This is a genomic window from Williamsia sp. M5A3_1d (assembly GCF_053345315.1).
In genome coordinates, this window is sequence record NZ_JBKEZX010000002.1 from 217,570 (window position 1) to 242,169 (window position 24,600).

8 protein-coding genes are annotated in these 24,600 nt (G+C 61.7%); all 8 read right to left on the reverse strand.

The features are described from left to right. Window positions 1–4: 4 nt before the first annotated feature. Genes ACLBW1_RS08585 through ACLBW1_RS08620 form a run of 8 tightly spaced genes read right to left on the reverse strand, consistent with a single transcriptional unit; the run spans window position 5 to window position 24,529 of the window. Window positions 5–1,804 (reverse strand): UvrD-helicase domain-containing protein, encoded by a 1,800-nt coding sequence (locus tag ACLBW1_RS08585; protein WP_447811418.1) that lies wholly within the window; start codon window positions 1,802–1,804, stop codon window positions 5–7. Next, window positions 1,791–3,962 (reverse strand): UvrD-helicase domain-containing protein, encoded by a 2,172-nt coding sequence (locus tag ACLBW1_RS08590; RefSeq protein ID WP_447811419.1) that lies wholly within the window; start codon window positions 3,960–3,962, stop codon window positions 1,791–1,793. Before ACLBW1_RS08590 ends, ACLBW1_RS08585 begins: the two co-directional genes overlap by 14 nt. Beyond that, a complete protein-coding gene (locus ACLBW1_RS08595; protein WP_447811420.1) occupies window positions 3,959–10,231 on the reverse strand; it encodes a DEAD/DEAH box helicase in 6,273 nt (2,090 codons plus the stop codon). The genes ACLBW1_RS08590 and ACLBW1_RS08595 overlap by 4 nt, the downstream gene beginning before the upstream one ends. Beyond that, entirely contained in the window at window positions 10,228–14,946 is a 4,719-nt protein-coding gene (locus tag ACLBW1_RS08600) for an Eco57I restriction-modification methylase domain-containing protein (RefSeq protein ID WP_447811421.1), read from the reverse strand. Before ACLBW1_RS08600 ends, ACLBW1_RS08595 begins: the two co-directional genes overlap by 4 nt. A 3-nt stretch (window positions 14,947–14,949) precedes the next feature. Next, on the reverse strand, window positions 14,950–17,772 hold the full coding sequence (locus tag ACLBW1_RS08605) for a helicase-related protein (protein WP_447811422.1): 2,823 nt from the start codon (window positions 17,770–17,772) through the stop codon (window positions 14,950–14,952). Window positions 17,773–17,805: 33 nt separating this feature from the next. After that, a complete protein-coding gene (drmB, locus tag ACLBW1_RS08610; RefSeq protein WP_447811423.1) occupies window positions 17,806–19,548 on the reverse strand; it encodes a DrmB family protein in 1,743 nt (580 codons plus the stop codon). Beyond that, entirely contained in the window at window positions 19,545–22,739 is a 3,195-nt protein-coding gene (locus ACLBW1_RS08615) for a helicase-related protein (protein ID WP_447811424.1), read from the reverse strand. The genes drmB and ACLBW1_RS08615 overlap by 4 nt, the downstream gene beginning before the upstream one ends. Next, the gene (locus ACLBW1_RS08620; RefSeq protein WP_447811425.1) at window positions 22,736–24,529 is read right to left on the reverse strand and encodes a UvrD-helicase domain-containing protein; all 1,794 of its coding nucleotides are present in this window, start codon (window positions 24,527–24,529) and stop codon (window positions 22,736–22,738) included. The genes ACLBW1_RS08615 and ACLBW1_RS08620 overlap by 4 nt, the downstream gene beginning before the upstream one ends. Window positions 24,530–24,600 lie beyond the last annotated feature (71 nt).

Consider the following 24,600-nt stretch of genomic DNA (forward strand, 5'->3'; position numbering starts at 1 on the left):
CGATCTATTTGTCCACCGGTGCGACCAGACCGCCTAGACGCGGAACCAGCCAGAGACCGGATGGCCCCAGGCCGGCAGCTTCGGTCACCCGCGGATCCCCGGCCGCCGTCTCCACAGACGTGAGGCGTAAGCCCTCGACAGAGATGCCCTCCCACCCCTTGTCCCTGAACCGGTACCCGAACTCGTAGTTGATGTATCGACCGAATGACTTCCCGGTTACACCGATCTCTGCACCCGACGCCGAGGTCAAGATGAACACCGGAACATCCTCGCCGTGAAAGAGCGCCGGCTCTGCCACCGCGGTCACAGGCGTCCCGAGTTCGACCTCCCTGAGCGCGTTTTGAATTTCTACAACAGGCACGAAACTCAGGTGCGCAAGATCAACGACGACCGCGTCGAACGGCTTGGCCTCGAACGCCCGGGTGTATCGCTTTCCGTTCCTGCTCTTCTTGTGTTCTCGCAGCCGCCCCTCATGTTCTTTGAACCATGTGTAATCCCGCGGGAGGTCGACCACTGCGATCTCGTGTCGCGCTCGGCTCAGAGCGACATAGTGCTGGCGCAGACGAACCCACGCTGCCGGGTCACCGTTGACCCAGTCCGGATGGACGAAAAAAACCTCGTCGAATTCCAGGCCTTTGGCCCGGTGGATGGTCGAGACGACGATGTCGACCGAATCAGGTTCGGTCAGATTCAGGGGCAGACCGCCGCTGGTGATCAGGCCGCGAATACGCTGCAGATTCAATTGGTTCATCGATCTCGGCCGCGCCTCGGCAGCCTTCAGCCGAAACCAGGCCTCTTCCTGGAGAAGACCGTCGAGCTGATCTTCGATCCGTGACTCGATGTCCGACCGAGCAACCTCGGGGCCGGCCACTCCGTCGAACACGTCTGCTATCCAGCGGGCCGCCCCGAAGTCCTGCGCGTTTCGGCGAACCACATGCCGAATATCCTGAGCAGCGAGCAATCTGGAGACTCTCAACACCTCGCCGTTGGTGGCACACAGAATTGCGGCGGTCCCCTCGCGTTCTGCGAGGAACGACCAGTCCGCGACTACGCCGGAATGGGGCAGCGTGTTGGCCATGTTGGTGAGGTGGGTCGCGGCGGCCTTGTTCGACGACTCGGCGCGCATTTTTTTGCCGAGTCTGACAACATCTTTCGGGCGCGATCCCTGGGCTCGGTAGTGCGCAGACAACGACATGTTGTTCGCGCCGTAGGTCTCGACCAGCTCGTGGCGAAGCTTCTCTGATGTCCGCTTGCTTCTGGAGTCATCAAGGGTGAAGTCGTAGATCCCCTGCAGCGGATCACCAAGAGCGGTGAACCCGACCTCATGATCGAGTCTGTCGAACAGCGCGATGACCAGCTCCGCCCGATCTCCGACGAGGTCCTGCACCTCGTCCAGCACCACGTGACGGAGGTCGTCGATTCCGGTTACGTCATCGCGATCACGAAGAAGACGCGTGGCCTCCCTGATGCGGTGGTCAAAGCTACCGTGAAGTTCAACGTCGTTCTCGACCAGCAGAAAAGACGCAAACGCGTCGAACGTACGGACGTTGGGCGTACCTAAGGCCCGGTCCGCGGCACGACGTCGAACCGCGGTGACCGCAGCTCGCGAGAAGCTCAGCACGAGGATCTCCAGCGAGGGCGAGAGACCTTCGTCTTCGACGAGATAATCGATTCTTGCTGCTACCACCTCAGTCTTCCCTTGGCCTGCGCCAGCGGTCACCAATATCCGTGACTCAGCTGGCTTCTCGACAACCGCTAGCTGGTCAGCGTCGAGTTCGACGGCGCCGCCTTCAACCTCCTTCATGAGCATTCGCGATGATGTCTGTCGGCGCTCCAGTGGACGTGATGGCCATTCGTTCCCTTGCACGAGATCCTGCGACGTACAGCACGCTTCGCAGCTTCTTCAGCTCGCGACCCTTGGCCTCACCAGTCAGCCGCGCCACACGTTTCGGGGGGAAGTCCCGAGCGCCTAGATGGCTGAGGATCACCCCTCTGTACTCGAGACCTTTCGCGCGGTGCATGGTCATGACCCGGACCACGTCACCCAGCTTCTCCTCGCGTGTGTCGGGCCCGACGACAGCGCGTTCGACCCCCGCCGCATGCAGCGCGTCCGACACCTCGTCGACATGCCTCTTCTCGTAGGCGAACACGGCGATGTCAGCCTTCTTCACGCCTTCGGCCTGCCAACGCTGGATGCGTTCCACGATGCCCGCGCTCTCAGCGGCCGCATTCGCGAAGGTGGCGGTCTCGGGCTCCGGACCACCGAAGACTGATCGCGCGCCCTGGAGCGTGTCGGCTTCGGTGTCGAGATCGTCGACGTCCGGGTCCGCGACCTTCAGGGTCCACTGCAGGATCTCGCGGCTCGTCCGGTAGTTGATCGTGAGGCGCCGTGAGCGGCCACGAGTCTCGATGCCGTAGCGCGACAGCGGGGTCGGTCGGCCGTAAATTCGCTGGTGCGCGTCTCCGACGATGAACAGGTCGTCGGTGGCCGGCTCCACCAGAGCCCGAAGCATCCGCCAGTGGGCGGGGTGGAGGTCTTGCGCCTCGTCGATCACCGCGTGGCGGTATGCGAACAGGTTCCGAAGTCCCTGGTCCTTCTCAAGCGCAGTCGCGGCGCGCGCGGCGAGTTCGGTGAAGGTGATTCGACCCTCTGCCCGCATCAGCCTCTGGAACTGCTCAATGACAAGCCACACGTCGGCGCGCTGCGGACGACTCAACCTTCGCGAACGTCCACTTCTCGCCACGCGGAGGTAAGACGCCTCGTCGTCGATCGCGTTACCCAGGACCACAAGCGACCACTCATCCGCCAGGAACTCCGCATCCCAATCTTCTGATCCGACTTTGGCTGCCGTCCTCCAGAGTTCGGAAACACCGGAATCCGAGTCCGGAAGCACTCTCGCGTTCTTGAGGATCTCGCGTCCCGCATCCGTAGCCGCGAAAATCTTGCGGGCGAGAGAATCCACGTTCAACGTCTCGACGCGCTTCACGACATCTGCGCCTGCCAGCTGTACGAGCTGGGCTTCGATCGCCTTAGAGAGGTTGGTGGTGAAGGTGGTCAGAAGCACTTTGGACGGAGATTTGCCGGCATCGAGCCGTTCGGCCAGATGACGGGCGCGATGGACCGCGGTCACCGTCTTTCCGGTGCCGGCGCCACCTGTGACTCGGAACGGGCCGTTCCACCCATCGTGATACGCCAACTTCCGCTGGAGCGGATGGAGCCAAACTCGCCACTTGGCGAAGTCGCCCTCGAGCACCGCCCGGAGCTCCTCCTCGTTGTCGGCTGCGGCCGCGGTGAAGTTGAGACGCGTGATGGGACGCTGGAACGCCTTCTCGACATCGTCGACATCGATCGGACCGGAGTCGTCGATCCCGTAGTCCCGCCAAACGTCGTCGGGGCTCTTGCCGAATGCGAGGTCGAGGACCGCACTCCCCTGCGTATCGGGAAGGGCGGTTGCGATGGCAAGGAAGGGTTCCTCACCAACGACGGTGAGCAACTTGGCGGCAATTTCCGGCTCGACGCCGAAGCGCTCCAGGTCGATCTGACGCACGGAACGCGGCATGAAGGTGGGTTCGGACTCCGTCGCAGTCGTGGGGGCGCTGTCGACGGCGCGCTGCAGCACGGAGGGCTCGTAGACCTCAGCGGCACCGGTCTTCGAGTTGACCTCGAGCCGAAGCGAGTTCGCGAGTTCGTAGGCGTCGTCGTGCTTCTTAACCGCGATCAGCGACAACATCTCGGTGTCACCATCGGCTCCGGACGTGACGAGGACGGCGCGGAAGTTGTCCGAGACCCGCCCCGTTCGGACGTAGCTCGGTGCACCCTGGGGGCGTTTCAGATCCAGGCCCGGAGATTCGGGCTCTCTCTGCAACCGCACCATGAAGTTGAGCACCTTGTTCTTGATGCTCCCGTCCAGGCGATCGTAGGAATCCTCGAACTGCTTGTGGATGAGGACGTGGGTCGTCATCGCGCTCCTTCCGTGATCGATGCGTCCAGGTCCGCCGCGGTCTGCGCCGGGTCGGCGACGTCCCCGATCTTCGTGACTGTCCATCCATGGTCTGACAGCCACTTCTCACGCTCGGCGTCCGCATCGACCACGACGGCCACCTTCGAACTTTCCCAGGCCATCTCCACCTGCCACACCGAGTCGTCCGGCCCGATCTCGAATCCAGGCTCGGGCGGGGTGACTCCACGGCGCGCGAGTGACGAGATCAAATCTGCCGCAACTGGATCCGTGAACTTGAGCACCACCTCCCACTCCCGGGGCAAATTGAATCCGAAGTCGGTGCGACCTGATCCACCGCCCGCAAGCGGCAACGGCTGCTCGGTCAGTTTCCCCAGCGACTGCATGGTCCAGACGGCAGCCATTCGACGCGGCATCGTGTCGGCGAACTTTGGCATGGTGAGGAACTGCAGTATGTTCGACCACCGCAGCCAGTCCCGCCATCTCGCGTCGTGGATCGGACCCCCGACCACCGAATCAGAATCGTCGAGAACAGTTGCCACCCCCAGGGTGTGTTCGAAGTTCTCAGGTTCAGCGCAGATCCAGAGCGGAAGGCCACTCAACCCAACGCGCGGGACGACGAGCACGTTTCCGTTCGCGTCCCCGGCGGCCTTGTCGCCCTCCGCCAAGGAGACAAGCGTCGCGCCGAGTTCGGCTCCCGTGGTCTGAACCGGCGGCTCAGTTCCGTGTTTCGCCGATCCGCTGACCATCTGCAGCACCGTGGCGGCTGCACCTGCGCCCCACACATCTACGTCCGGGTCTGACAGATACTCGACCAGGAAGGTCATCGGGTTATCCCACATGTGGCGGACGCGATTGTCGGACAGGGACGCGGCGGCTTCGTTCTTGACATGTTGGTGAAGCATGTCGGGCGTGGTGAGCTTTGCGGACAGTCCCTCGAACGCCGCGACGTCGTCCCACGAGATCGACCAGACGCGCTTGTCCGCGCGACGCAACGCGTCCCGCTTCACCGCGTCGTCGGCCGTCCGGTTGTGCGCTGGACTGGCGTGGAACTGCTTTCCGTCCAGATAGACCGCGACGTCAGCGGTCTGCGCGTCCACGCGAGTCAGCATGAAGTCGGGTTCGGTGGCGACCCCCAGCTCGACGACCTTCACGAGTGGGCGCATCCTCCAGCGTCGGAGGTCGCCGCCGTCGCCAGGGAGGCGGATGTCGAGCTCCTCCCCGTTCGAGCCGATCGACACCTCGAACGACGCGCCCTCGCGCTGGTCAAGGTGCATCTTGAGTGCCTCACGAAACCGGATTTCGAGCTCACTCAGTTGGACCTTCCCGATGTCCACGCCGGCGACGGTTGGGATGGTCTCGACGTCCCACTCAGAGAGGAAGTCGTCCAGCAACCGCAGGGCGGACGCACGCGACGCGTTGGGCATCTCGCGCGGCGAAAGCACTCCATAGAGGCAGCGGTGACATGCGGCGCGCTCCTCGGTTCGGCACGGGCACTGCGTCAGAGCATCTCGCGCAAGGGCGAGGATGTGCTTCAGCCGGTCTGACTCGCCGAAGCGGTCAAGATAGCCGGTGCCACCCGGAACGGTGTCGTGAAGTACTAGAAACCGCCGGATTGCACCGGTCGAGTCCGTCATGCTCGAGGCGACCACCGAGAGGTGTTGCGGGTCTCCACCGAAGTCCTTTCGAAGCCCCAGCAACAGTGCACCCTTGAACGAGGCAAGGGTTGTTTCGAAGTGCAGCAACGACACCGGGAGCAGTAGCCGAACTGCCTGCGTGCTGAGTTCATGGGAGAGCAACAGTCGAGTCCACTTCTCGGCGGTGCCGCGACGCGTTGCGCAATACCCGCGATGACGGGCATCGGCAGTTGCGGACGCTCGACGTACGACGACGCCGCAGTGGGCACAGGTGGTGAAGCCGGCGGCGTTCTTCGTTTCGCTGGCGATGGTGACATCCTCACCGGGCGCGTCGCCGAGTCCGGTGTTGATGGAGCGGACCACCGCCGTCCGCGCGTACTCGGCGCCGAATGCCTTGTTCTTCAGTCGCCACGCCTTGGTGATCGTCGTGGGATCAATGTCCACGCTGGTGGTCGTGCTGAAGAAGGTTCGTGTGCGGTCTTCGGCCTCCTCGTCGATGAGGACGTCGTCGAGACGATGTACCGCGGACACCTTTCGGAGTTCGAGTACGTCGTGCACGGCGCCGGAGTCCGACACCGCCGCGGAATGGCACCGCGGGCATGAAGCCACCGATGCTGAATCGGTTGTCCCCCATCCGCAGTCAGGGCACAGGCGAGTGGCGAGCCAGTGGGGTCGGGACGACGGGCCGATGTCCACCGCGTCGATCTCCACCCGCTTCCCACCGGCATAGAAGAAGGCGCCGGGAGCGAGTTCGGTGAGCGCGGTTGAGCTACCTCGCTCGTAGGTGAGGTCCAGCGCTTCGGCCTGCGGCTTGCCACCGGGTGTGGTGCCGGTCGTCCACCACAGGTGGACGTCGAGAGTGGTCGAGTCGTCCAGCAGGTTGTAGTTCGGCAGCAGCCCCACGCCCGACAGGCCGGTCAACGTCTCGAGTTTGCTTCGTTCGTAGAGCTGATCGCTGAGGGCTTTGAATTCGCCGGCACAGCGCTTGCGATCTTCTTTCTCGAGATCGCCGAGATGTCCGTGCTTGTCTATCTCGTCCATCGTCTTCGCCAGCTCATTACGGCGCGAACGGATCTCGTCGCTCTCACCCGCCCACCGTGCCGCCGTCTCCGCGACAACGGTACGGAGACCGCCATCAGCGAACATGCGAAGTCCTACGCGGGAGTCCTCGCCGACATGGTCGCCGAAGAGCGCCAGGAACTCAGAACCGAGTTCGGAAGATTGGGCAATGCATTCGTCGACCACGGATCGCAGCCAGTGACCAGCAGCCATGCCGTCGTCGAGGCACTCGGCCAGTCTGGCGGGCATGGGTTGCGGGAGCGAAATGATTCCCGTGGCGAGCCTGTCCAGGCAGAACGCCAAGTATTGGCGCTGGAGAAGCTCGGTCGCGTCGAGGTAAGCGCCAGCTGGCAAGACCTCGCCGGCGAGGAGGTGTTCCGGCTCTGCGAAGAAATACAGGTCGCGCGGAGAGGTGGGGACGGCGGCGAGCACGAAGGCGTTACCGGTCGATCGCCCTGCACGTCCTACACGCTGCAGGTAGCTGGCCGTCGACCGCGGCAGCGAGGCGAGGGCAACTGTGCTCAGATCGCCGATATCGATACCGAGTTCGAGTGTTGGAGTGCACGCCAAGATGTTGGGGTCCGAGGCAGAACCACCATCTTTGAATCGAGCCTCGACCAGTTCTCGTTCGTCCCGGTCCAGGAGCCCGGTGTGCTCCGCACTGACAATGCGGCGGATCCTTCCGCTGCGGTAGAGATCGCGATAGAAGTTCGTGGGCTCGATCTCCACGGCGCCGAGTCGGCCGGTGCACCGCATCCGTGGGCACGGCGCACCTTCCCTGATCGCTACGCGGGTGGCAGCGGATGGCTGGACATGATGACACACAGGACATTCCAGACGGGCGACGTCGGCGCCGTCGAGGAGTACAGCTGCAGCGTCCAATCCGTAGATGTGCGCACCGCGTTCACCTGCACGACGCTGCAGCGGTCCTTCGGCGTTCGCTAGCTGATCGACGACAGCGGTGAGCAACGCTCGCGCCTCGCCCGGCGTCACTGCGAGGCAGCGCTTCGTCCAGTCAGTGAGCCAGGATTCGCCGCGCGGATTGAGTGACTGGAGGTCGCTGTCGCCGGCGACGCCCGTCGTGTAGAACGATGGTGCAGGCCGGCCGCGGGGGAAATTCGTCATGCCGTCGGGACTCCCGCCCCAGATCGACCAGCGCTTACCTTCTTCTTTGATGTAGGTGTGCAGCCAGGGATGAACTATCCCGCCGTTGACGCGGAGGTGATCGAGCAGACCCAGTAACCACGGCTCATAACGTCCAGTCGGCAGTGCGCTGGCCAAGCTGAGCTGCGGGAGATTCTGATGCGCTTCGCGGCTATAGCCGGCGAATGACGTCAGATCGACATCGACTTCCACCGATAGAGCCGACGTAAGTTCGAGGGTCCGACCGGTGCGTGCATTGAGTCCCGCCTCCAGATGCGCTTGGAAGGCCAATCGCGTTGCGAGGAGTGAACGAAGCCGACCGCCGGAATCGTGGTCGAGCCAGTCGGCATCGACCGCTAGGCGGCGAGCGAAGTCGGGAGGCGTGATGGCATAGAGATCGTCGGTCGAGGTGCTGTCAGCGAGACGTTCGGCCACGGAAGCAAGATCGGATCCGCCGGCGGACACCGATCGGAACAGAGCAGATCGGAAGTTGAACGCGAATGCGCGGCCTTCGATAAATGCCGCCCGGTGAGCGGCATCTTGGACAGAGTCGGTGAACACCAGCGTCTTCTTCTCGTCATCCGCCAGGACGCTCGAGCCGAACTCGGTCGTCAATCCGACGCTCAGCAGCGTGGCAACGCTCGAGCCGACAAATCGGATCGCGTTGCGGGCCCCGCACGAAGGGCACACCTCATTCGCTGCGTCCTCACCTGTCGCTGAGACATGCACCGGCAGCAACCCATGCCCTGGCTTGGGCTGTAGTTCGAGAGTTTCCGGATCGAGGTGCGAAACTCCGTCTTCCGTGGCGTCAGCAGCGAGCAACACCCGCGTCTTCGCTCGAGATGTCGGTCGAGCACTGTTGCGCCAGACTGCCACTGGCTCCCCGGAGAGGCTGTCGCCGAGTTCAGTGGTCGCTGCCGTCCACCCGGCGCGACCGCAGACCCGACAGTAGGCCGCGGGCAACGTCCGCGGCCCCTCGCCGGGTCCGTCGTGCCACCAGTGGAATTCTGGATCCGGAGCCACGGCGCGAAGTAATCTGCTGACCTCGCGAACCCAGACCTGTACCTGGACATTCACCAACGGCCGGAGCGTGCCGTGCGGATCCTGTACGCGGGCGACCGACAGCAAGGCGAGGAACTTCAACAAAGCGGCCTGAACTTCTTCTGGCCGAGAGGTGTTGTGGACTCCCCACGGCAGGATGCCCGCTTGCGCGATCCCCGTCACGGCATCTGAGATGGACCGGGGGTGACCACCCAGTACGTCGATCACCACCCTGGTGAGGAAATGCCTACGAAGACTCTCGCCCACCACCACGGGGTCCGTGAAATCCGGGCCTTTCCCGTTTACAGGGTGACCTGCCGCGTTCAGGACAGCTTCTGCCAACGGCACCCATGATTGAGGGTCGGACGATTCTGGTGTCGGCGTATTCAAGATGTCGCCGACCGTCGGGATCTCGAGCGTGAAGTCAACGTCGCCAACAACATCGACAGCAGTCAGCGCGGTCTCAGTTACAAGCGCTTCGGCTTCAAACGGCGTCCCGAAGACGGTCTCGGCGAACGCACGGAGTTCGTTCGTTCGCGAGCCACCTCCCAACGTTGCCGACGTGGCGACCGGCGTCACGCGGCCGAGCGGCCTTCCCTCGCCCGCGACTCCAACCTTGGCACCCAACCGGCGGAGCAACATCGAGACATCAGTTCCTTGAGCGCCGTCGTATGTGTGGAACTCGTCGAGCACCAAATATTGAAGGCTGGTCGCGGCATCAGACCATAGGCCTGTGTCAGCCGCGCGCAACAACAGCAGGTCGAGCATCCGATAATTGGTGAGCAGGATGTCGGGAGGGTTCTGCCGCAACGTGTCTCGGTGGTCAATCAGAGCGTGCTGGGTAGGGCGGCGACGCTTACCGTTGCCGCCGATGTAGACGCCAGCAGTCACATCCGCGAGACGCGGATCGTCGTAAATGTACTCGGCCAGCCGGCGTGCCTGGTCGGTCACGAGAGCGTTCATCGGATACAAGATGATCGCTTTGATGCCCGTTTCGCCGCGGGCCGCAGCTCGACGTGCGTGATCGAGTATTGGAAGCAAGAACGACTCGGTTTTTCCCGAGCCCGTACCTGTTGTGACGATGGTGGGCTGCGCAGGCTTGCCCTTCGTCGACAACCGCTGGAAGGCCTCGGCTTGGTGCTGAAAAGGCCTGAACCCCTCAGGAAGCCATTCAAGCGGGGACTGCCAACCCTGGCCAACGGATTGGTAGGGCGTTCGGATCTTCACGTACGGGCCACGAAAAATTCCGGTCTCCGGGCTGGCCAGGAAGCCGCGCAATGCAACTTGAGCCGTAGGGTCCGACAACGCGAAAGTCGTCGACAGATATTCGACGATCGAGCTACGCGTGTCCTCAGCGAGGAGGGACGGAAACGTGGGTTCGTGAACTGTCATGCCTCGGCAAGTCTCTGTTCGAAGTCGGCGTAGGCAGCGCGCATCTCGGCCTCACGGTCCGGCTTGTAGAACCACGGTTCGTCATGATCCTCGTCAGGGTCGAACGGCGTGTAACGCTCCAGCAGGTCTCCACTGTCGTTTCCGTTCATCCATTCCTGCAGGAGTTTGTAATCGTCCTTAAGTTGTCGAACTCCGTGTGTCTGATGATCTTTAGCGATCTTCCGCCCGTTCGCATCGAAGAACATGGTGTACTCGTATTTTCGGAGCACCGGGAACTGCGTAAGGAACACGAGCGCCAGATGATCGGCACTGAGCCCCAGCGTTAACGCGGCGAGAGCGTCGATCTCAACCAGAGCGGCGCGGCGTTCCAAATCGGTGCGCAAAGCAGAGCTGACCGACCATTCCCGGTCTTCAACCCCTAACGGGCCCAGCATCAGTGCGAACGCAGAAGTCCAACTATCAGATGCGAAATCACTATGGTAGAGACCATCCCACAAAGTCTGATACGCGTGAGTAAGCGAGTTAAGTCGCAACGATCTAAGCAGTAAGTACACCATCGCCGGATGGTCAACTGGCGCCGGAAGCCGATCAGCCATCTCCGTATTGACTTTGCTCGCACCGCTCACCTTCACCAGATAGTCGTACGGGAGTGACGCCCAGAGTCCGGCCACAATCGCCGTATTACGTAGAGATGAGGTACCTCGCCCCTGGTTGAACTGTTCGAGCAACCCGCTTGCACCGCGCATTGCCAACGAGCAGACGGTGTGAACGTGCATAGGACCGGGGGGAATAAGCGCCGCGTGAAATGACCGCTCAAGTCCCGGCTGGGTCATATTTCTCCACGCGACGCGCCAGTAGTCGGTTGCGGGCCGGTCATCCCACTGCGCAATTCCCGCCTTATAAACGTCGGCATCGCAGCTTCGCTGATAATTGGTTCTGGGAATTGCCGACGGCAAAAGATCTTCGAGATCCCATGTTGAGTAGTCGCTACTGTTCTGACAGTTCTCGTTCGGCTGACGCGCGAAGGGGTTTCCGACCGTGAAATGCGGCCCCTGCAAAACCAAGTCATTCATCACGACTGGCGTCTCAGTGCGCCATTCGATATATCCGTCTTGCTTAGCACCCTTCTCATGCCATCCCCCTGTCCATTTATAATCGATTTCCGACAGTCGCTTCGCGGTTTGCCGCGATAAGATCCCAAGGACCTCGACGTGCTCTCGCGTGAGTGGTCGCACCAAACGAGCCGATGCACCAGACGCGCCTCGCGGATCGAACAATTTTGCCCATTCGGCCAATTGCTGTTCTGCCACTGTGTAAATACGGGAAGGATGCGGTCGCATGTCCCAGCCGCCCCAAGGGTATTGGATTCCAGGCGGCTGCGAGCCTCCGGGCGCATCAAACGAGGCGTCGAGCGTTGCTGTCTCTATAAGTCCACATGCTTGCGTGAATTTAGGTTCGCGCGAGTCACCGTAAACATGAATACCGAAGTATGTAATGTGGTGAACCTCTTCGAACATTGGCATTTCGTTTACGAACTGCCAATGACGCCGAAGTCGGCGATAGGTCTCGCGTCGGAGAGTCGCGCCCTTCGGATCTGTGAAATGGCCTTCAGGATGAACCAGTCCAACCACGCCGCCCCTGGCGCGGCTTCGCCACGATCTCTCCATAAACGTCATATAAAGATTGGTCTGCAGGCCAGAAAGTGTAGCGTGCTCCGAAGGTGACGCTAACGCAGCAGATGTTCCAGCCCAGCCTGCAAGATCCTCGAGATATACTTTCGAAGTAGCAGTCTCAGCTAGAGCAATTTTTCTACGCGCGTTGAAGACTCGTTCAGAGATCTTCTCCTGAAGGCTAAAGTACGGGTCCTTCTCTGCCAGCGAATTCCCGTCGTTCCATGTCGGCCGGACCCAAGGAGGATTTCCGACTTGCAGATTGAAACCCCCATTCCTGAATACGGCTGAAAAGTCCAATTCCCAATGAAAGAACCCCTGTTCCTGCGAGACCTGCCGTGCGGCGCCAAGCCAATCATGCCGCGTTAGCAATTCCGGAATTCTCCGCATCCCAGAGAATTCGCGATCCCGATCATCGATCAGCGCGAGCTCGTCGAACCCCTCCGCCATGTCCTGGAACGTCCCCTGAGCGTTGTCCACCTTCTTCACGCCCGCAGCACCGAGAAGCTCCTCCAAAGTGAGAATCCACTCGTTCATGTCGGGTGGTCGGGCCTGGCCAGTGGCGTCGTCGTTCCCCGAACGGGTAATTGGCCAGAACCCGAGAGCGCACCAGGCGTCCATGGCCAGACGCAATCTTTCGTAGGGGCCTTCCGGGTCGTGCAGCTCCTCTTCGACCCTGACACGGTCGACCGAGTTTGAAACCAGAGGGAAGTCGGCGCCCCACACGTCAACTTGTCGCGAGATTTGTTGCTCGCTGATCTCGAGGCGTCGAAGAACCAGCGCCCACAGTCGCTCGACGCGCGTGGCCAACGCACGTAAACGATTGAGCTGCTTCGCATCGGGCTTCTTGGTGATCGACTTGCGCCAGTTCCTCAACGCCTCAGCCTCGTCCGGCGCCAATTCCTTGGCCTGCTTGGCATCTGCGACCGCGGCCCAACCGTCCGCGGGCAAAAGGAAGTGATGAATCTCGCCATCGCCGATGGGCCCCTCAGACAGCGGGCGGTCGACCGGCGGAGTCTTCAGCCAGCTCTTCTTCGCCCTGCCAAGTGATGTGAAATTGTAGGTGGCACGGCGCGCGCCGATCAAAGAGTTGCCGCGACGAAGATGAAGTCCAAACCACGGCGCCTGTAGTCCGGGGTGCATCACGTTGAGCCAAAGCGAGACTTCAGCGAGTTCGACCGCGGTTGAGTTCAAGTCCACGCCATAAGCCCGGTGTAGCGCTAGGTAGGCCTTCACCTTCTGGAGCTCAGTTGTATAGTCCTCCGGCTTGATTCGCGCCTTGAGCTCGTCCTGACGGCGGCTGAGATACTCGGCCGAGAGCTGATTGATCGCCTCGTTGAGGAACGCGCCGCTACCGAGGGCCGGCTCGCAAATGCGATATTCGAGAATCTCGCCGGCCGTCGTCTCATCGGTGATCAGTTCGGCAAGTGCATGTTTCACCACACACTTCGTGAGAACCTCTGGCGTGTAGTAGGATGCACTGCGCTGTCGGTCTCGGCCGGACAGACGAAATACGAAGCTGCCCTTGGGATGACGGACAATATCCTTTCGACCAGTCAGTCGGTCCTCGCGCCAGACGATGTCCTTCGCGTCATATTCAGCTGACTTCGTCGACGGCACAAGCCAGGAACCTTTGTCGGCATTTCCTTCCTTTGCCACTTCGATCATGTTGTCGGACGCGATCAGCCCTGAGTAGGACATCAGTCCCTCGTACACGGCACCAAGCTGGTTGATGCCGAGTTGCGCATAAGAGATGTATCCGCGTTGCCGGTTCTTGTTCTTCGACGGCTTGGACAGGAGCAAAAGGTTGAGCACCTCCTGCAGTACCCGGTTACTGAGCCGCATTCCTTCGCCGTCGATGAGAGGCGTCTCTTCGGGGTCGAAGAGATCCGACCGCAGCGGCTCGAACACGAAGGCGTCGGTGCTTGCTCGTCCTGCGTTGTGGCCGGTGTTGACCAGACGGAACAGCCGATCGAGAGATTCGTGTAGGTGATGGCCCTCGGCCGAGGTTCCCGCCAGCGGCACCTGCACCATCTCCCGGAGCCGATCGAGGCCATAACCCGATTCGTATTCAGGGGTGCCCACCGGAAGTACACCCAGCTCTGGTCGAGCTTCGGCGAAGAGCAAGAACAGGACTCGATATAGGAAGCGGAGCGACTGCGTGGTCAGGTCGCGCGGCAATTCAGGCACACCCTCGACCTGCAGACCTGCAGCACGCCTGCGGGTCAGTACCTCGTTAGCGATCTTCTCGATCGAGATGCGGAGTCCCTCCCGGAGGTCCTCGCTGACGCCGACCGCGTGCCTTTCGGAGTCTTCGGTGTAGTGATCCAGTTCGGTCTTGCCGTCTTCATCCGGCAGCAGCGCATCCGATGACCACAATCCGGCGTGGTACGCGAGTTCGCCTGCGGTCTTGACGTCGCGACGGTCGAGCGCAGTCGCGATGTCGAAGCCGAGGTACCGGCCCTCTGCCCACCGTGCGACATCGGTCAACAGCGCCACACCTCCGGCCACAATTAGCAAGTACCGAGGTGCGTCGTCGCTCACGAACAACTGCGTCACCGCGTCGGAAACCGAGGTCACCTCCTCGATCTTTTGACTGGTGACATGGATCCCGAACGGCTCGATTAGCTCCGCATCGCCTCCGAGGAGTGCATCGACGCTGTCGACAGGTACTGCCTGCAGGATGTGCAGCGAGTCCGTCGTACTGGTGCTGGGGAATCGTGCCAGAAGGGGGACATCGATGGGTGTATCCGCCTGCAGCGTTTCAATTGTTGTCGCGGCAGCCTGGAACCCGACCGCTGCGAGCAACCCGGTGTGGACCTCTGTCACTCGGCTCGGATACTCCGATGCCCCTACTGGAGGAAGGTCGGCAAGGTCCTTCAGGTAACCGCCGGCAATGGACGACAGACCTCGCAGCGGCGTCGGCTTGTCCTGTTCGGCACGTTCCTTCCAACCCTTGGCGAGGTCTCTCAACTTCGAAGGGAAAACTTCCGCGAGCCAGTGCTCGGACAAGAAGTCGTTGGCGTTGTGGATCGAATCGAACACGACTCAGGCCCTCGCTTTCGGAATGATGACGCCGACGACCCGTACGAACGGATCGCCCGATGCTGCAAGTGAATCGATGATCGCACTCCAGTCATCGGCGGTCTTTTCGATGTCCAGTCGCGCGTTCTTCCGCGCGCCGGTCTCAATGACCACCGTCAGAGCAGTCTGTTCCCAGGTCTTGAGGCTGGCGCGGTATTGGTCCACTCGTTCGAGAAGTTCGACCTCGAAGTCGTCTCGTCGGGAGCGGATGTGTGCTGTCGCAGCATCGACTGCCCCCGGAACGTTCTTCTGTAGATCTCCAAGTAGTTCGTTGTCGATCCCCGGGTTTGTCGCGCCTTCACGAATGCCCGCGACATCGACGATTTCGTCGAAGTCGCGAACATCGGGATTGTTCGGTAGCCCACCGACCGCACCCCAGTGCGCGATAGCCGGGCTGCCTGCGTCGTTGGACCAGACCGCCTGGGTCAAGAAATAGGGTTCGTCCACGTCGCCTGCGACGACCGGGATCTCGTTCCGGCCGAATCGACCCACAGCGCGATCACCGGCCCAATCGAGCACGGGATGAATCGGTGCCAAGAAATGCACGTCGGGCCAAGATGTCTTTTCCGCCTTCTGGGCCCGAGTCAGCCGTCCCTGGGCGAACGACTTGCTGCCCGTGAGCCGCAGTCGCCCGGCGATGTCCTGTTCCTCAAGGTAGTCAGGCGGTAGATCGCGGAATCGATTGATCAAATCGTCAGGGGGCGTGAACGCAATGAAGTCATCGTCGGCGACGCGCTCGATCTCCATATCCGGCCCACCCCTACCGCTACTGATGTCCGCAAGCTCATCGGTCAGGTAGTTGTCGTCGTCCTCGAAGAATGTCGACAGGTCCGCTGTCTCGGGAGACGCGTCGACACGGTGTTCGCCGCCCGTGGCCATCAATGCCGCAAAGGGATTCAGCTTCGCCGGTGTGGCCTCCGGGACCACGTCGTCGATGTCCTTGCCCTGCCGGATCGCCTCCATCACCCTGGCTTCTTCGATCTCTGCGTCATGGAGGTTGAGGAGCGCGCCTGCATCGCCGAGTGCACGATTCGCTTCGTCTTCCTTCCGCAAAAGCTTCGTCACCACGTTCAGGTCGTCGGTGACGTCGGCGTCGGCTTCGGCGGTGAGGGCCAGTGCGGTGATCTGCGGTCGATGGAGCTGGCCGTAGCGATCGATACGACCATTCCTCTGCTGGATACGGATGAACGACCATGGCAGGTCGTAGTGGACCAACTGGTGGCACTCCTTGTGAAGGTTCAGTCCCTCCGAAGCCATGTCAGAGGCCACCAGCACTCGGATCGGCGACGAGCTCTGCCCGAACCCCTCGACGACCGCTTGAATCTTCTGGTCGGACATCTGCGCGTGCAAGAGTTCGACCGGGTTCAAGTCGTCTTTCGACTTGCCAGAGAACTTGAGACGTTTGCTGATCTCGTCGACAAGCCAGTCGATTGTGTCGATGCGCTCGGAGAAGATCACGACACGAGTGTTTGAGTCCTTGCCGACCCCGATCTGGCCAAGATGATCGATCAACGCCTCGAGCTTTGCGGGTGCGCCCTTGTCGGCAGCCGTTGCCAGCTCGTCGAGGCGTTGGAGCGCCTTTGCCTCCGGCCCCGTGTCGTCGTCGAGGTTCTTGAGACGTCTTCCGACGCTCGCGCGCAATGCTTTTGGCGACGAGAGGAACGCTTTGTACAGCGTCCACGGAAACAGTTGCCGCCCTTGCCCGGTGATGACCGAGGGCCCTTCGGGATGCAGCCAGACATTTTCCAGCTCGCGCAGCACGTCCAGCTCTGCCGGTGTCGGTGCCACTCCGACAACCTCCGGCTGCAAACGCTCTTTCCACTTGTGTGCGACGTCGAGTTTCACATCCGGCGAATTCCGGTGGCGTCGCACGTACAGATGCTCGATGTCTTTCGCTGAGTACTTGTCGTGATCTGCGATCGCGGTCGGATCCAGCAGGTTCACCAGTTCGGCAAATGACTCCGGCTTGCCGTTGTGTGGCGTCGCGCTGGCCAGGATCAGCGCGTCGGTCTGCTCCGCGAGCAATTTCGCGAGTGCGTTGTTCTGCGTCCCGCGGTTGATGAGGTTGTGGCACTCGTCGATCACCACGGCGTCCCAGTGCTGGTTCTTGAGATGATGCTTGTATCGGGCCGGGTTCTTCAGGGTGTCGATCGAGACGATGACCCGTTTGTAGTAACTGAACGGGTTTCGGGACGCGGGCAGATCTCGTTTGACCTTCTGAATGCCATCCGAGTCCAGACGGATCAGCGGAATGGCGAACCTGGTCCACAGTTCCTGCTGGAACTGTTCGAGGACAGCACGGGGCGTGACGACCAGGATTCGTTCGCCGCGTCCACGTCTGATGAGTTCGGACAGCAGGATTCCGATCTCGAGTGTCTTGCCGAGACCGACCGCGTCCCCGATCAAAATGCGTGGCCGCAGATTCTGTAGAGCCTGCGAAGCCGGCCGAAGCTGGTAGTCCATGCGATCGAGCAGGGCGCGGTGGCCGACGGTGATGCGGGTGTCGGCGCCGGGGATCGGGCTACCCCGACGGACCGATTCGAGCCAGAGCCGGGTGCGTCGGAAGCCCGGAGAGGTATCGGCGACGAGGGTGCCCTGTTTCGGATCAAGACGGTCAATGTCGTCGAGCTCCGGGTGGTCGAAGAAGACCGCATCGAGATCGCGAACGAGTTCGCTGACCCCGGTCACCTCAACCCGCGTCCCGTCGAACTCGGTCGACCGGACCGATCTGACCAGCCATTCTTCATCGCGAACGATCACTCGTTCTCCCGCGGCAATGTCTGCCACCGTGTTGCCTACTTCCCTGGATCTGTTTGGCCGCTACACCCGTGCGAGGTATTCGCTGAACAACCCCGCGTTCTCTTCACCTGGCTCGTGCGTACCGAACAACAGTGCACGATCGAGCAGAGTGTTGTTCAACTCGCACGATGTCTCAGGCGCGAGAACGCATGCGTGGCATGCCGCGAGGTTGAGGGCGTCGGTTCCCGACGCGGTCGACTCGATGCAGACCGGATCCGACGAACACCACGACAAGCGAGTCAGACCCTCGTTGATAGCCTTTGCGAACTGTTCCGGATCAGCTTGCGATGCGACGCCGCCCAAGCTGCCCGCCGAATCCGAACTGGCGGTATAGATCAGAATTCCCGCCATCTCTTCGTCGACGAACAGCCGTTCCCGCAGTGCCGACGCCGGGTAACCGGCATCGAGCGACAGTTGGTCGATGAGCACGTGAGCGAAGGTGTGCAATGCGACCTTGGCGATGTCGACCGTGATGGGCGGTTTCTTGAATGCTTCCGCCTGACGGTTGGCTGACTTCTGGAGGCTACGACGCCTGTCGTCGGCGAACGGCTTGGTTGCCCAATCGCTGATCGCATCGCGGTTCATGGCAAGAAAGATCCCTTCGCCGATGACCTCGATCGCCGGCAACCAGTACCTGGGCTCACCGGACAAAGTGCACAGCGTGTCCGGGTCATTTGAACCAGTCAGTCGAGAGAACCCGTACAGCGCCCGAACCTCCCGTAGGCGAGTCACTTTGCGCAAATCGGTGATGATGCCCGGAACGTCGCCGTCGAACTCTCCGCCGACGACGGTCTTCTCACAAACAAAGTCCGACTCGTCTTTGGTGGCCGCGCGCCCATCCATGAGGGCGCCGAATTCTTGTTTACGTAACTGCTCCTCGCCGATGACATCGCCCTTCTCCTCGCCACGGCGACGCTCAATCTCGGCAACGATCTGCTCGACCGTGAATTTGCCGTGAGACTGCTTTGCGATATTCGCCAGAAGCGCTGGATTCACCGCCTCGGGATCTTCTAGGGACACCCAGTGCTTGTTGACGAACTTGGCAAGGGCTTCCGAGTACGGCGGGATCGAGATCGCGGACCGCACCGCCGGGAACCACACGTTTGACGCACCGCGCTGCAGAACCCGGGGGGTCTCATCGCAGGATTCCGTGTACTCGGGGCCCAACCACAAACGTAGGCCTTGGCAAGAAATAACACCCTTCATCGCCTGCCCCTGGGACGCGCCCTCCAGCGATCGTCGCCGCACACCACAGCTGCACTCGAGGACGAGGTCGTCGAGCGATGAGGTCCGCCCCAACGACACCATCTTCATCTCGTGCTTGTCGCCTGGCGTGGTTGCCTGATCCTTGTGCAGCCAGCGAAAGAACGGAAACTCATCGATGTGGCCACGCGTACAAGCTGTTACGAGACGGAATGGCGACAGAGCCGCTCCCGCTCGACCCGCCTTACACTTGCACTTAGAGGCGTTCCAATCCCCGCCCAGTTCGTGGGTACTGCCGATTCGGCGACACGCGGGACAGATTTGGGTTCGTGGGAAACGAACCACTGGAACGTCCCTCCGCCCGCCGGCAGGCGGCGACTTCAGCTCCTTTACACCGAGCGAACGGGCCAGCCTGGGCTCGCTCACCACCGGAGCACGGTCCTCGTTCCAGAAGTCGAGACCGACGATCATGAAACTTGATGTCTCCGATGGGAAAAGCCCTCCGATGCCGTACGTGCTCAGTAGTTGACTGCGACGTGCCTTGGCGTCGGCGGTGCTCATGGCTTCCTCTTCATCGGGATTTGATACAGGCTGCTTTCGGCGTCGACGTCGCGCATGCTTTGCAACGTCGGCCACGGGACCTCACGTTGCGAGTACTCGATTTCGTCGTTCGTCAACGCATCCTCAGGCCGAACCATCAGCGCGGCTTCGAGTTCCTTGTTCTGGTACTTCATGTACTCGCGTTCTTGTCCGGCATCGGACCAAATGTCGAGTAGATCGCCGATCTCGTCCGCCGTGTCCTCTGCTTCATCACTCTCGACCATCCTCACCCTCTGTTCGATCAGCGCCGCGACCTTTGTCAGATCGTCCCAGTTGACGTCGGCGAGGTACGCAGATCCGTTGCCGGACATCCCGGGGATCAGGAGACGCGCCATCGCGATGAGTACACCGTGCAGCCCCCGATCACGAGCGCGCGCCGCAAACGGTGTTGCACTCGTCGCTTCGACAGCCCGATACAGAGCCTGGTGGAAGGGGCGAAAGCTCTCATAATGTGAGCGGTCGCGGGAGCGAGCCGAGTTGAAGATGGTCACCACGAGCCCCGGGTACTGGCGACCGACGCGGCTGGTGGCCTGGATGTACTCGGCGCTGGCCTGCGGCTGTCCCATCACCGTCATGAGGCCGAGACGATCGATGTCCACACCCACCGAGATCATGTTCGTTGCGAGCACCACATCGTCAGGTGCGTTCTTGCCACCCAGCCGTCGTTCCAACGCCTTGAGCCGCTCGGGGATCTCCGACGACGCAACGCGGCTGGTCAGCTCGTTCACGACCTTGAGTTCGCGCTTGTCTGTCCCTTCGCGTCGTGCCACAACGCCTAGACGCTCCCGTACGTCACCCTCGACTTGAAGGTTTGCACTGCCGAGCACTCGCAGACTGTTGAAGTATCCCAACAGAGTCCAGTAGGGGTCTCGCGTCTCATCACTGCCGGGCACGTCCTTCGCGGCTTGCAGAAGGGCCGCGTACACGCGGACAAGGAGCGTCGCATGGCTGGTCCCGGAAGCCATGATTCCGACGTACCTGCGGGTGCCCAGCTCGTCCCTTGTGGACGGTTCGGCAAAGAAGGAACGATCGGGGTCGATGCCTGGTGGTGGGAACAGCGCCGCCTTGCGCGCGAACACCGACGAGATCTGTTTGTCGGCGCGACGAATCGTCGCTGTGGACGCAATGACTTTCGGTCGAGCGCGGTTCGACTCCTCGTCGAGCGACGTGACGGTGCAGGCCGCGTCCACGGCGGTTTCATAGAGCCCGACCATCGAGCCCAGCGGCCCGGAGATCAGGTGCAACTCGTCCTGGATGACCAACTCCGGAGGTGTGCCCATGCCGTCTCGCGCAAACAGCTTTCCAACGTTCTCGTTCCAGGCCATCATTGCGAACTTGTCCACGGTTCCGAGGACCAGTTCAGGACGTTCCCGGTAGACGTCTTCGTCGACGACATGCACTGGCAAGCCGTTCTTGAAGTCACACCCGGCGGTCCCGCATGCAACGCGAAGATGCTGGTGCGGCGCACGTTGTACTGAATAGTTCGAGTGATCGAGAAGCGTTCCGCACCAGGGGCACTGGGTAAGCTGGACTGGGTTCTTCTCTATCAAGGTCTCACCGCGCGCGAGTTTCGTAAGTGATGTCTTCGCCTCAGGGACCGTATTCGGTGTGGCACTCAAGCCGACCCAGAGGCCGATGGAGAATGTGCGCCCCCCGAGATCCGGGTTGTCCTTCCGCACAGTCTCGAGCGAACACATCAACATCGAGGCACGTTCAAACTGCTGAATCGTCAGCAGGCGCAATGTGTATCGCATGATGATGGCGACACCCATGGCAGACGAGTTCCTGATACGTCGCAAGAAAATGACGAAAGCGACCAAGCCCAGGTAAGCCTCGGTCTTGCCGCCGCCCGTCGGGAACCACAGCAGATCGGCGACGTCACGGTCCTCGTGTTTCGGATCGGCGATACCGGGAAGATTCAGAAGCACGTAGGCGATCTGGAACGGACGCCACGCCGCAGTCGACCCGTCCGACAGCTCGCCGGGCTTCGCACCCGAACGGACCCAGTCCTGACGAGCACGTTGCAACTGCATGGCGCGATTCGCAAGTTTGAAAGCTCTGTAAGAGCTTTCGTCATCTTCGAGCAGACGGATGCCGGCGTCGATGCGCTCCGCGACACGTCGCATCTCGGCGACATGGTCAGCTGCGATCGGTTCGAGCTCTTCCACCACCGACGCGGCTCCGGATGCGATCGATTGCTCGAGGTTGTCAATCCAGTCGCGGTACTGGCGAGTGAGCCCCCTCAAGCTCGTGGTGACCTCGTCCAACGGCTGATCGGCGAGCGATGACATCCGGAGATCGACGCCTTCCAACGCCCCCGGACGTGCCCGATGAACCTCATGCGTGGGGATGAAGGTGGTCGCAACGCGCGAAACTGCACCGTCGTCGATTGCGTCCAGATCCCAGTCGGCTGCACACCCGTGGCCGATGGCAAAGGTGTACGCGTGGCGGTACATCAGTGCGGCGCTGTCCAAGTCGGCATCATGACCGAGGTTGCGAGGTGATGTGCGATCGACGATGTCCGTGTGCTGGGTTCGCGCTTCGATTCCGGCCTGGAACCAGGCGATGGCGTCTCGCATGTCGCCCTTGATGGAAACGTTCGTGTTGTTGAGCGCAACGGACAGCGTGACAATGCCATTCCTCGCGGGACGGACGTAGCAATAGAGTTCGAGGCCCTTGTCGATCTGACGGCGATGAACCCCCGGCTTGCTCAGGTCCTGGACGACCGGCTCAGCCTTGGACGGGATTCGAACCCAATCTTTCGCCGCCTCGTCTTCGTCGATCGGCTGTTCGTATCGTCCCGCTGAGGCGGCGATGACAACGTGCCCAGCTGAAACACGCACCGAAAAGGTCATACCCATCGAAGACGGAAAACGCGCAAGCGCTTGGGCTACTGGGTTTCCGTCATCCGCACCCTCGCTGTCAGCCTCGGCGCTGTCGGGCTCGGCTGCGTTCTCCTGCATAGTCTCGTCGGCGCCCTCGACGTCGTCTGCAGGACGCGGCCAGAGGGCACCCACGACGTACCTGCTCAGCGGCGCCTCACCGACGTGCTCGTTCTCACCGTCAGCAGGGCCTACGAGATCTGCCGCCAGCGCATCGACCATCTCCTCGCGGAACCGATACTTTTCGGCCAGTGTCTGGTCTTTGCTCATCGCACTTCCTCCATCACGTCCCACAACGGCCTCGCCAAGCCCACCACTCGTGGGACCAGCCAGAATCCTCCGGGACCAATCCCGGCATCTTCGGTGAATCGGGGTTCGCCCGCGGTCGTCTCGACCGACGCCAACACAAGATCAGCAAGCTCCGCGGGCCAACTTCCCGGCCTCACCTTGAAGAGCTTCGCGAATGCGGCTCCGAAGTCCTCTGAGGTGCGACCGATCGGAAGGCCGTCGACGGTCAGTGTGTAGATCGGGCGCTGAAGGTCAGATCGGCCTGTGTCGAGCTCCCCGTCGACCGGGCAGCCCGGGATCATCGTCTCGAGAAGCCGCTGGACCGTACTCGCGTCGCGCTCGCCTGCGGCTGATGGGCGACTGTCGTAAACATCAGTCGGGCAGAATTCGATTGCCCGCGCACGCGTGTGTCCCGACTTCCCCACACGCTCCTGCAGCCGGCCTGCGAGCCAAACGAATTCGCGAATCGACGACCATGCGCGTACCGGGTGCACAACAACGATGCGATCTCGGGCTCTGCTGAGGGCGACGTACCTTCGCCGGACCTCGGCCCACGGATCTTCATCTTCGTGGCGCCAATCAGATGCGAGGACGACGACGTTGTCGAACTCGAGCCCTTTGGCGCGATGAATTGTCGACACGATGATGTCGGAGTCGTCACCCTGAGTCAGCGTTAAGGGCATAGCCGCGGACTTGACCCTCGACCTGATGCGACCGAGATCGATCTGGTGCTGGCTGCGAGAGCGACCCTCGACTGACTTCAGCAGATACCAGGCCTCATCGGCTTCCGCCTCGTCGAGCTTTGCCGCGAGCACGGTCTCGACGTCGGACTGTGGGACCAGCGGACCGGGCAACTCTCCGAGCGCGGGCGCGATCCACCTCGCAGCCCCCGACGAGCGAGCCGCCCGCCTCACCGTATGACGGATCAAATGATCAGTCATCGATCTGGAGACCCGCAGGACCTCGGCGTTGCTTCGACAGAGAATCGCGGTACGTCCTGAGTAGGACCCAACGAAATCCCAATTCGCGGGACGATCGATGTGGGGCAACGACTTCTCGAAGCCATCAAGCAGTTCGAGTGCGGTGTCCGCTGCAGTTGCCCGGCGAAGTTCGCCGACGACTTTTGCGAGACTGAGGCAATCGGATCCTCTGGCGCGGTAGTTGCGGTCGAGCGACATCCGCTCGAGGTGGAACTCAGCGTCGAGCGCCTCCAGAAATGCGTCGAATGCCATCGAGCTACGCGACTCGTCGAGCACGAAGTCATAGATTCCCTGGAGAGGGTCACCGAGCACCGTGATGCCTGCACCCTCGTTCAGGTGCCGTAGAACGGCCAAGACGAACTCTGCTCGGTCGCCGACCAGGTCCTGCGCCTCATCGATCACAACGTGCGCCAGGTCGTCGATGAGCGCTGGGACCTCTTCAGCGTCGTTGAGTGCGGTGGTCGCCTGCCTGATCCGCTGATCGAACAAGCCCTGCGGCTCGACTTCGAACTCCAGAAGCAACTGCGATGCAAACGAGTCGAAGGTACGGACGTTCACTTCTGGACTGTCGCCATCGGCCACCCGTGATCGCACCGCATGCACCGCCGCCCGCGAGAAGCTGAGCACGAGGATCTCCGTCGATGCCGACAGACCTTCTTCTGCGGTCAGGCGTGCGACTCGTGCCGCCACGACCTCCGTCTTGCCGGAGCCGGCCGCTGCCTCCACGAACAGGCGCGCGTCCGGCGGGGCGTCGACCACCTGCATCTGCGCGTCGTCCAAGACAACGGCCACAGCTGAACACCCCCTGACGAGAGAACCACAATTTGCGTACGTCCACTTTTACATTGCGTACCGACAATCCG

Bases quoted from the DNA above. Each gene is read 5' to 3' on its own strand.
- ACLBW1_RS08585 (WP_447811418.1), bottom strand. From the start codon at position 1,804: ATGAAGGAGGTTGAAGGCGGCGCCGTCGAACTCGACGCTGACCAGCTA.
- ACLBW1_RS08590 (WP_447811419.1), bottom strand. From the start codon at position 3,962: ATGACGACCCACGTCCTCATCCACAAGCAGTTCGAGGATTCCTACGAT.
- ACLBW1_RS08595 (WP_447811420.1), bottom strand. From the start codon at position 10,231: ATGACAGTTCACGAACCCACGTTTCCGTCCCTCCTCGCTGAGGACACG.
- drmB (WP_447811423.1), bottom strand. From the start codon at position 19,548: ATGAGCACCGCCGACGCCAAGGCACGTCGCAGTCAACTACTGAGCACG.
- ACLBW1_RS08615 (WP_447811424.1), bottom strand. From the start codon at position 22,739: ATGAGCAAAGACCAGACACTGGCCGAAAAGTATCGGTTCCGCGAGGAG.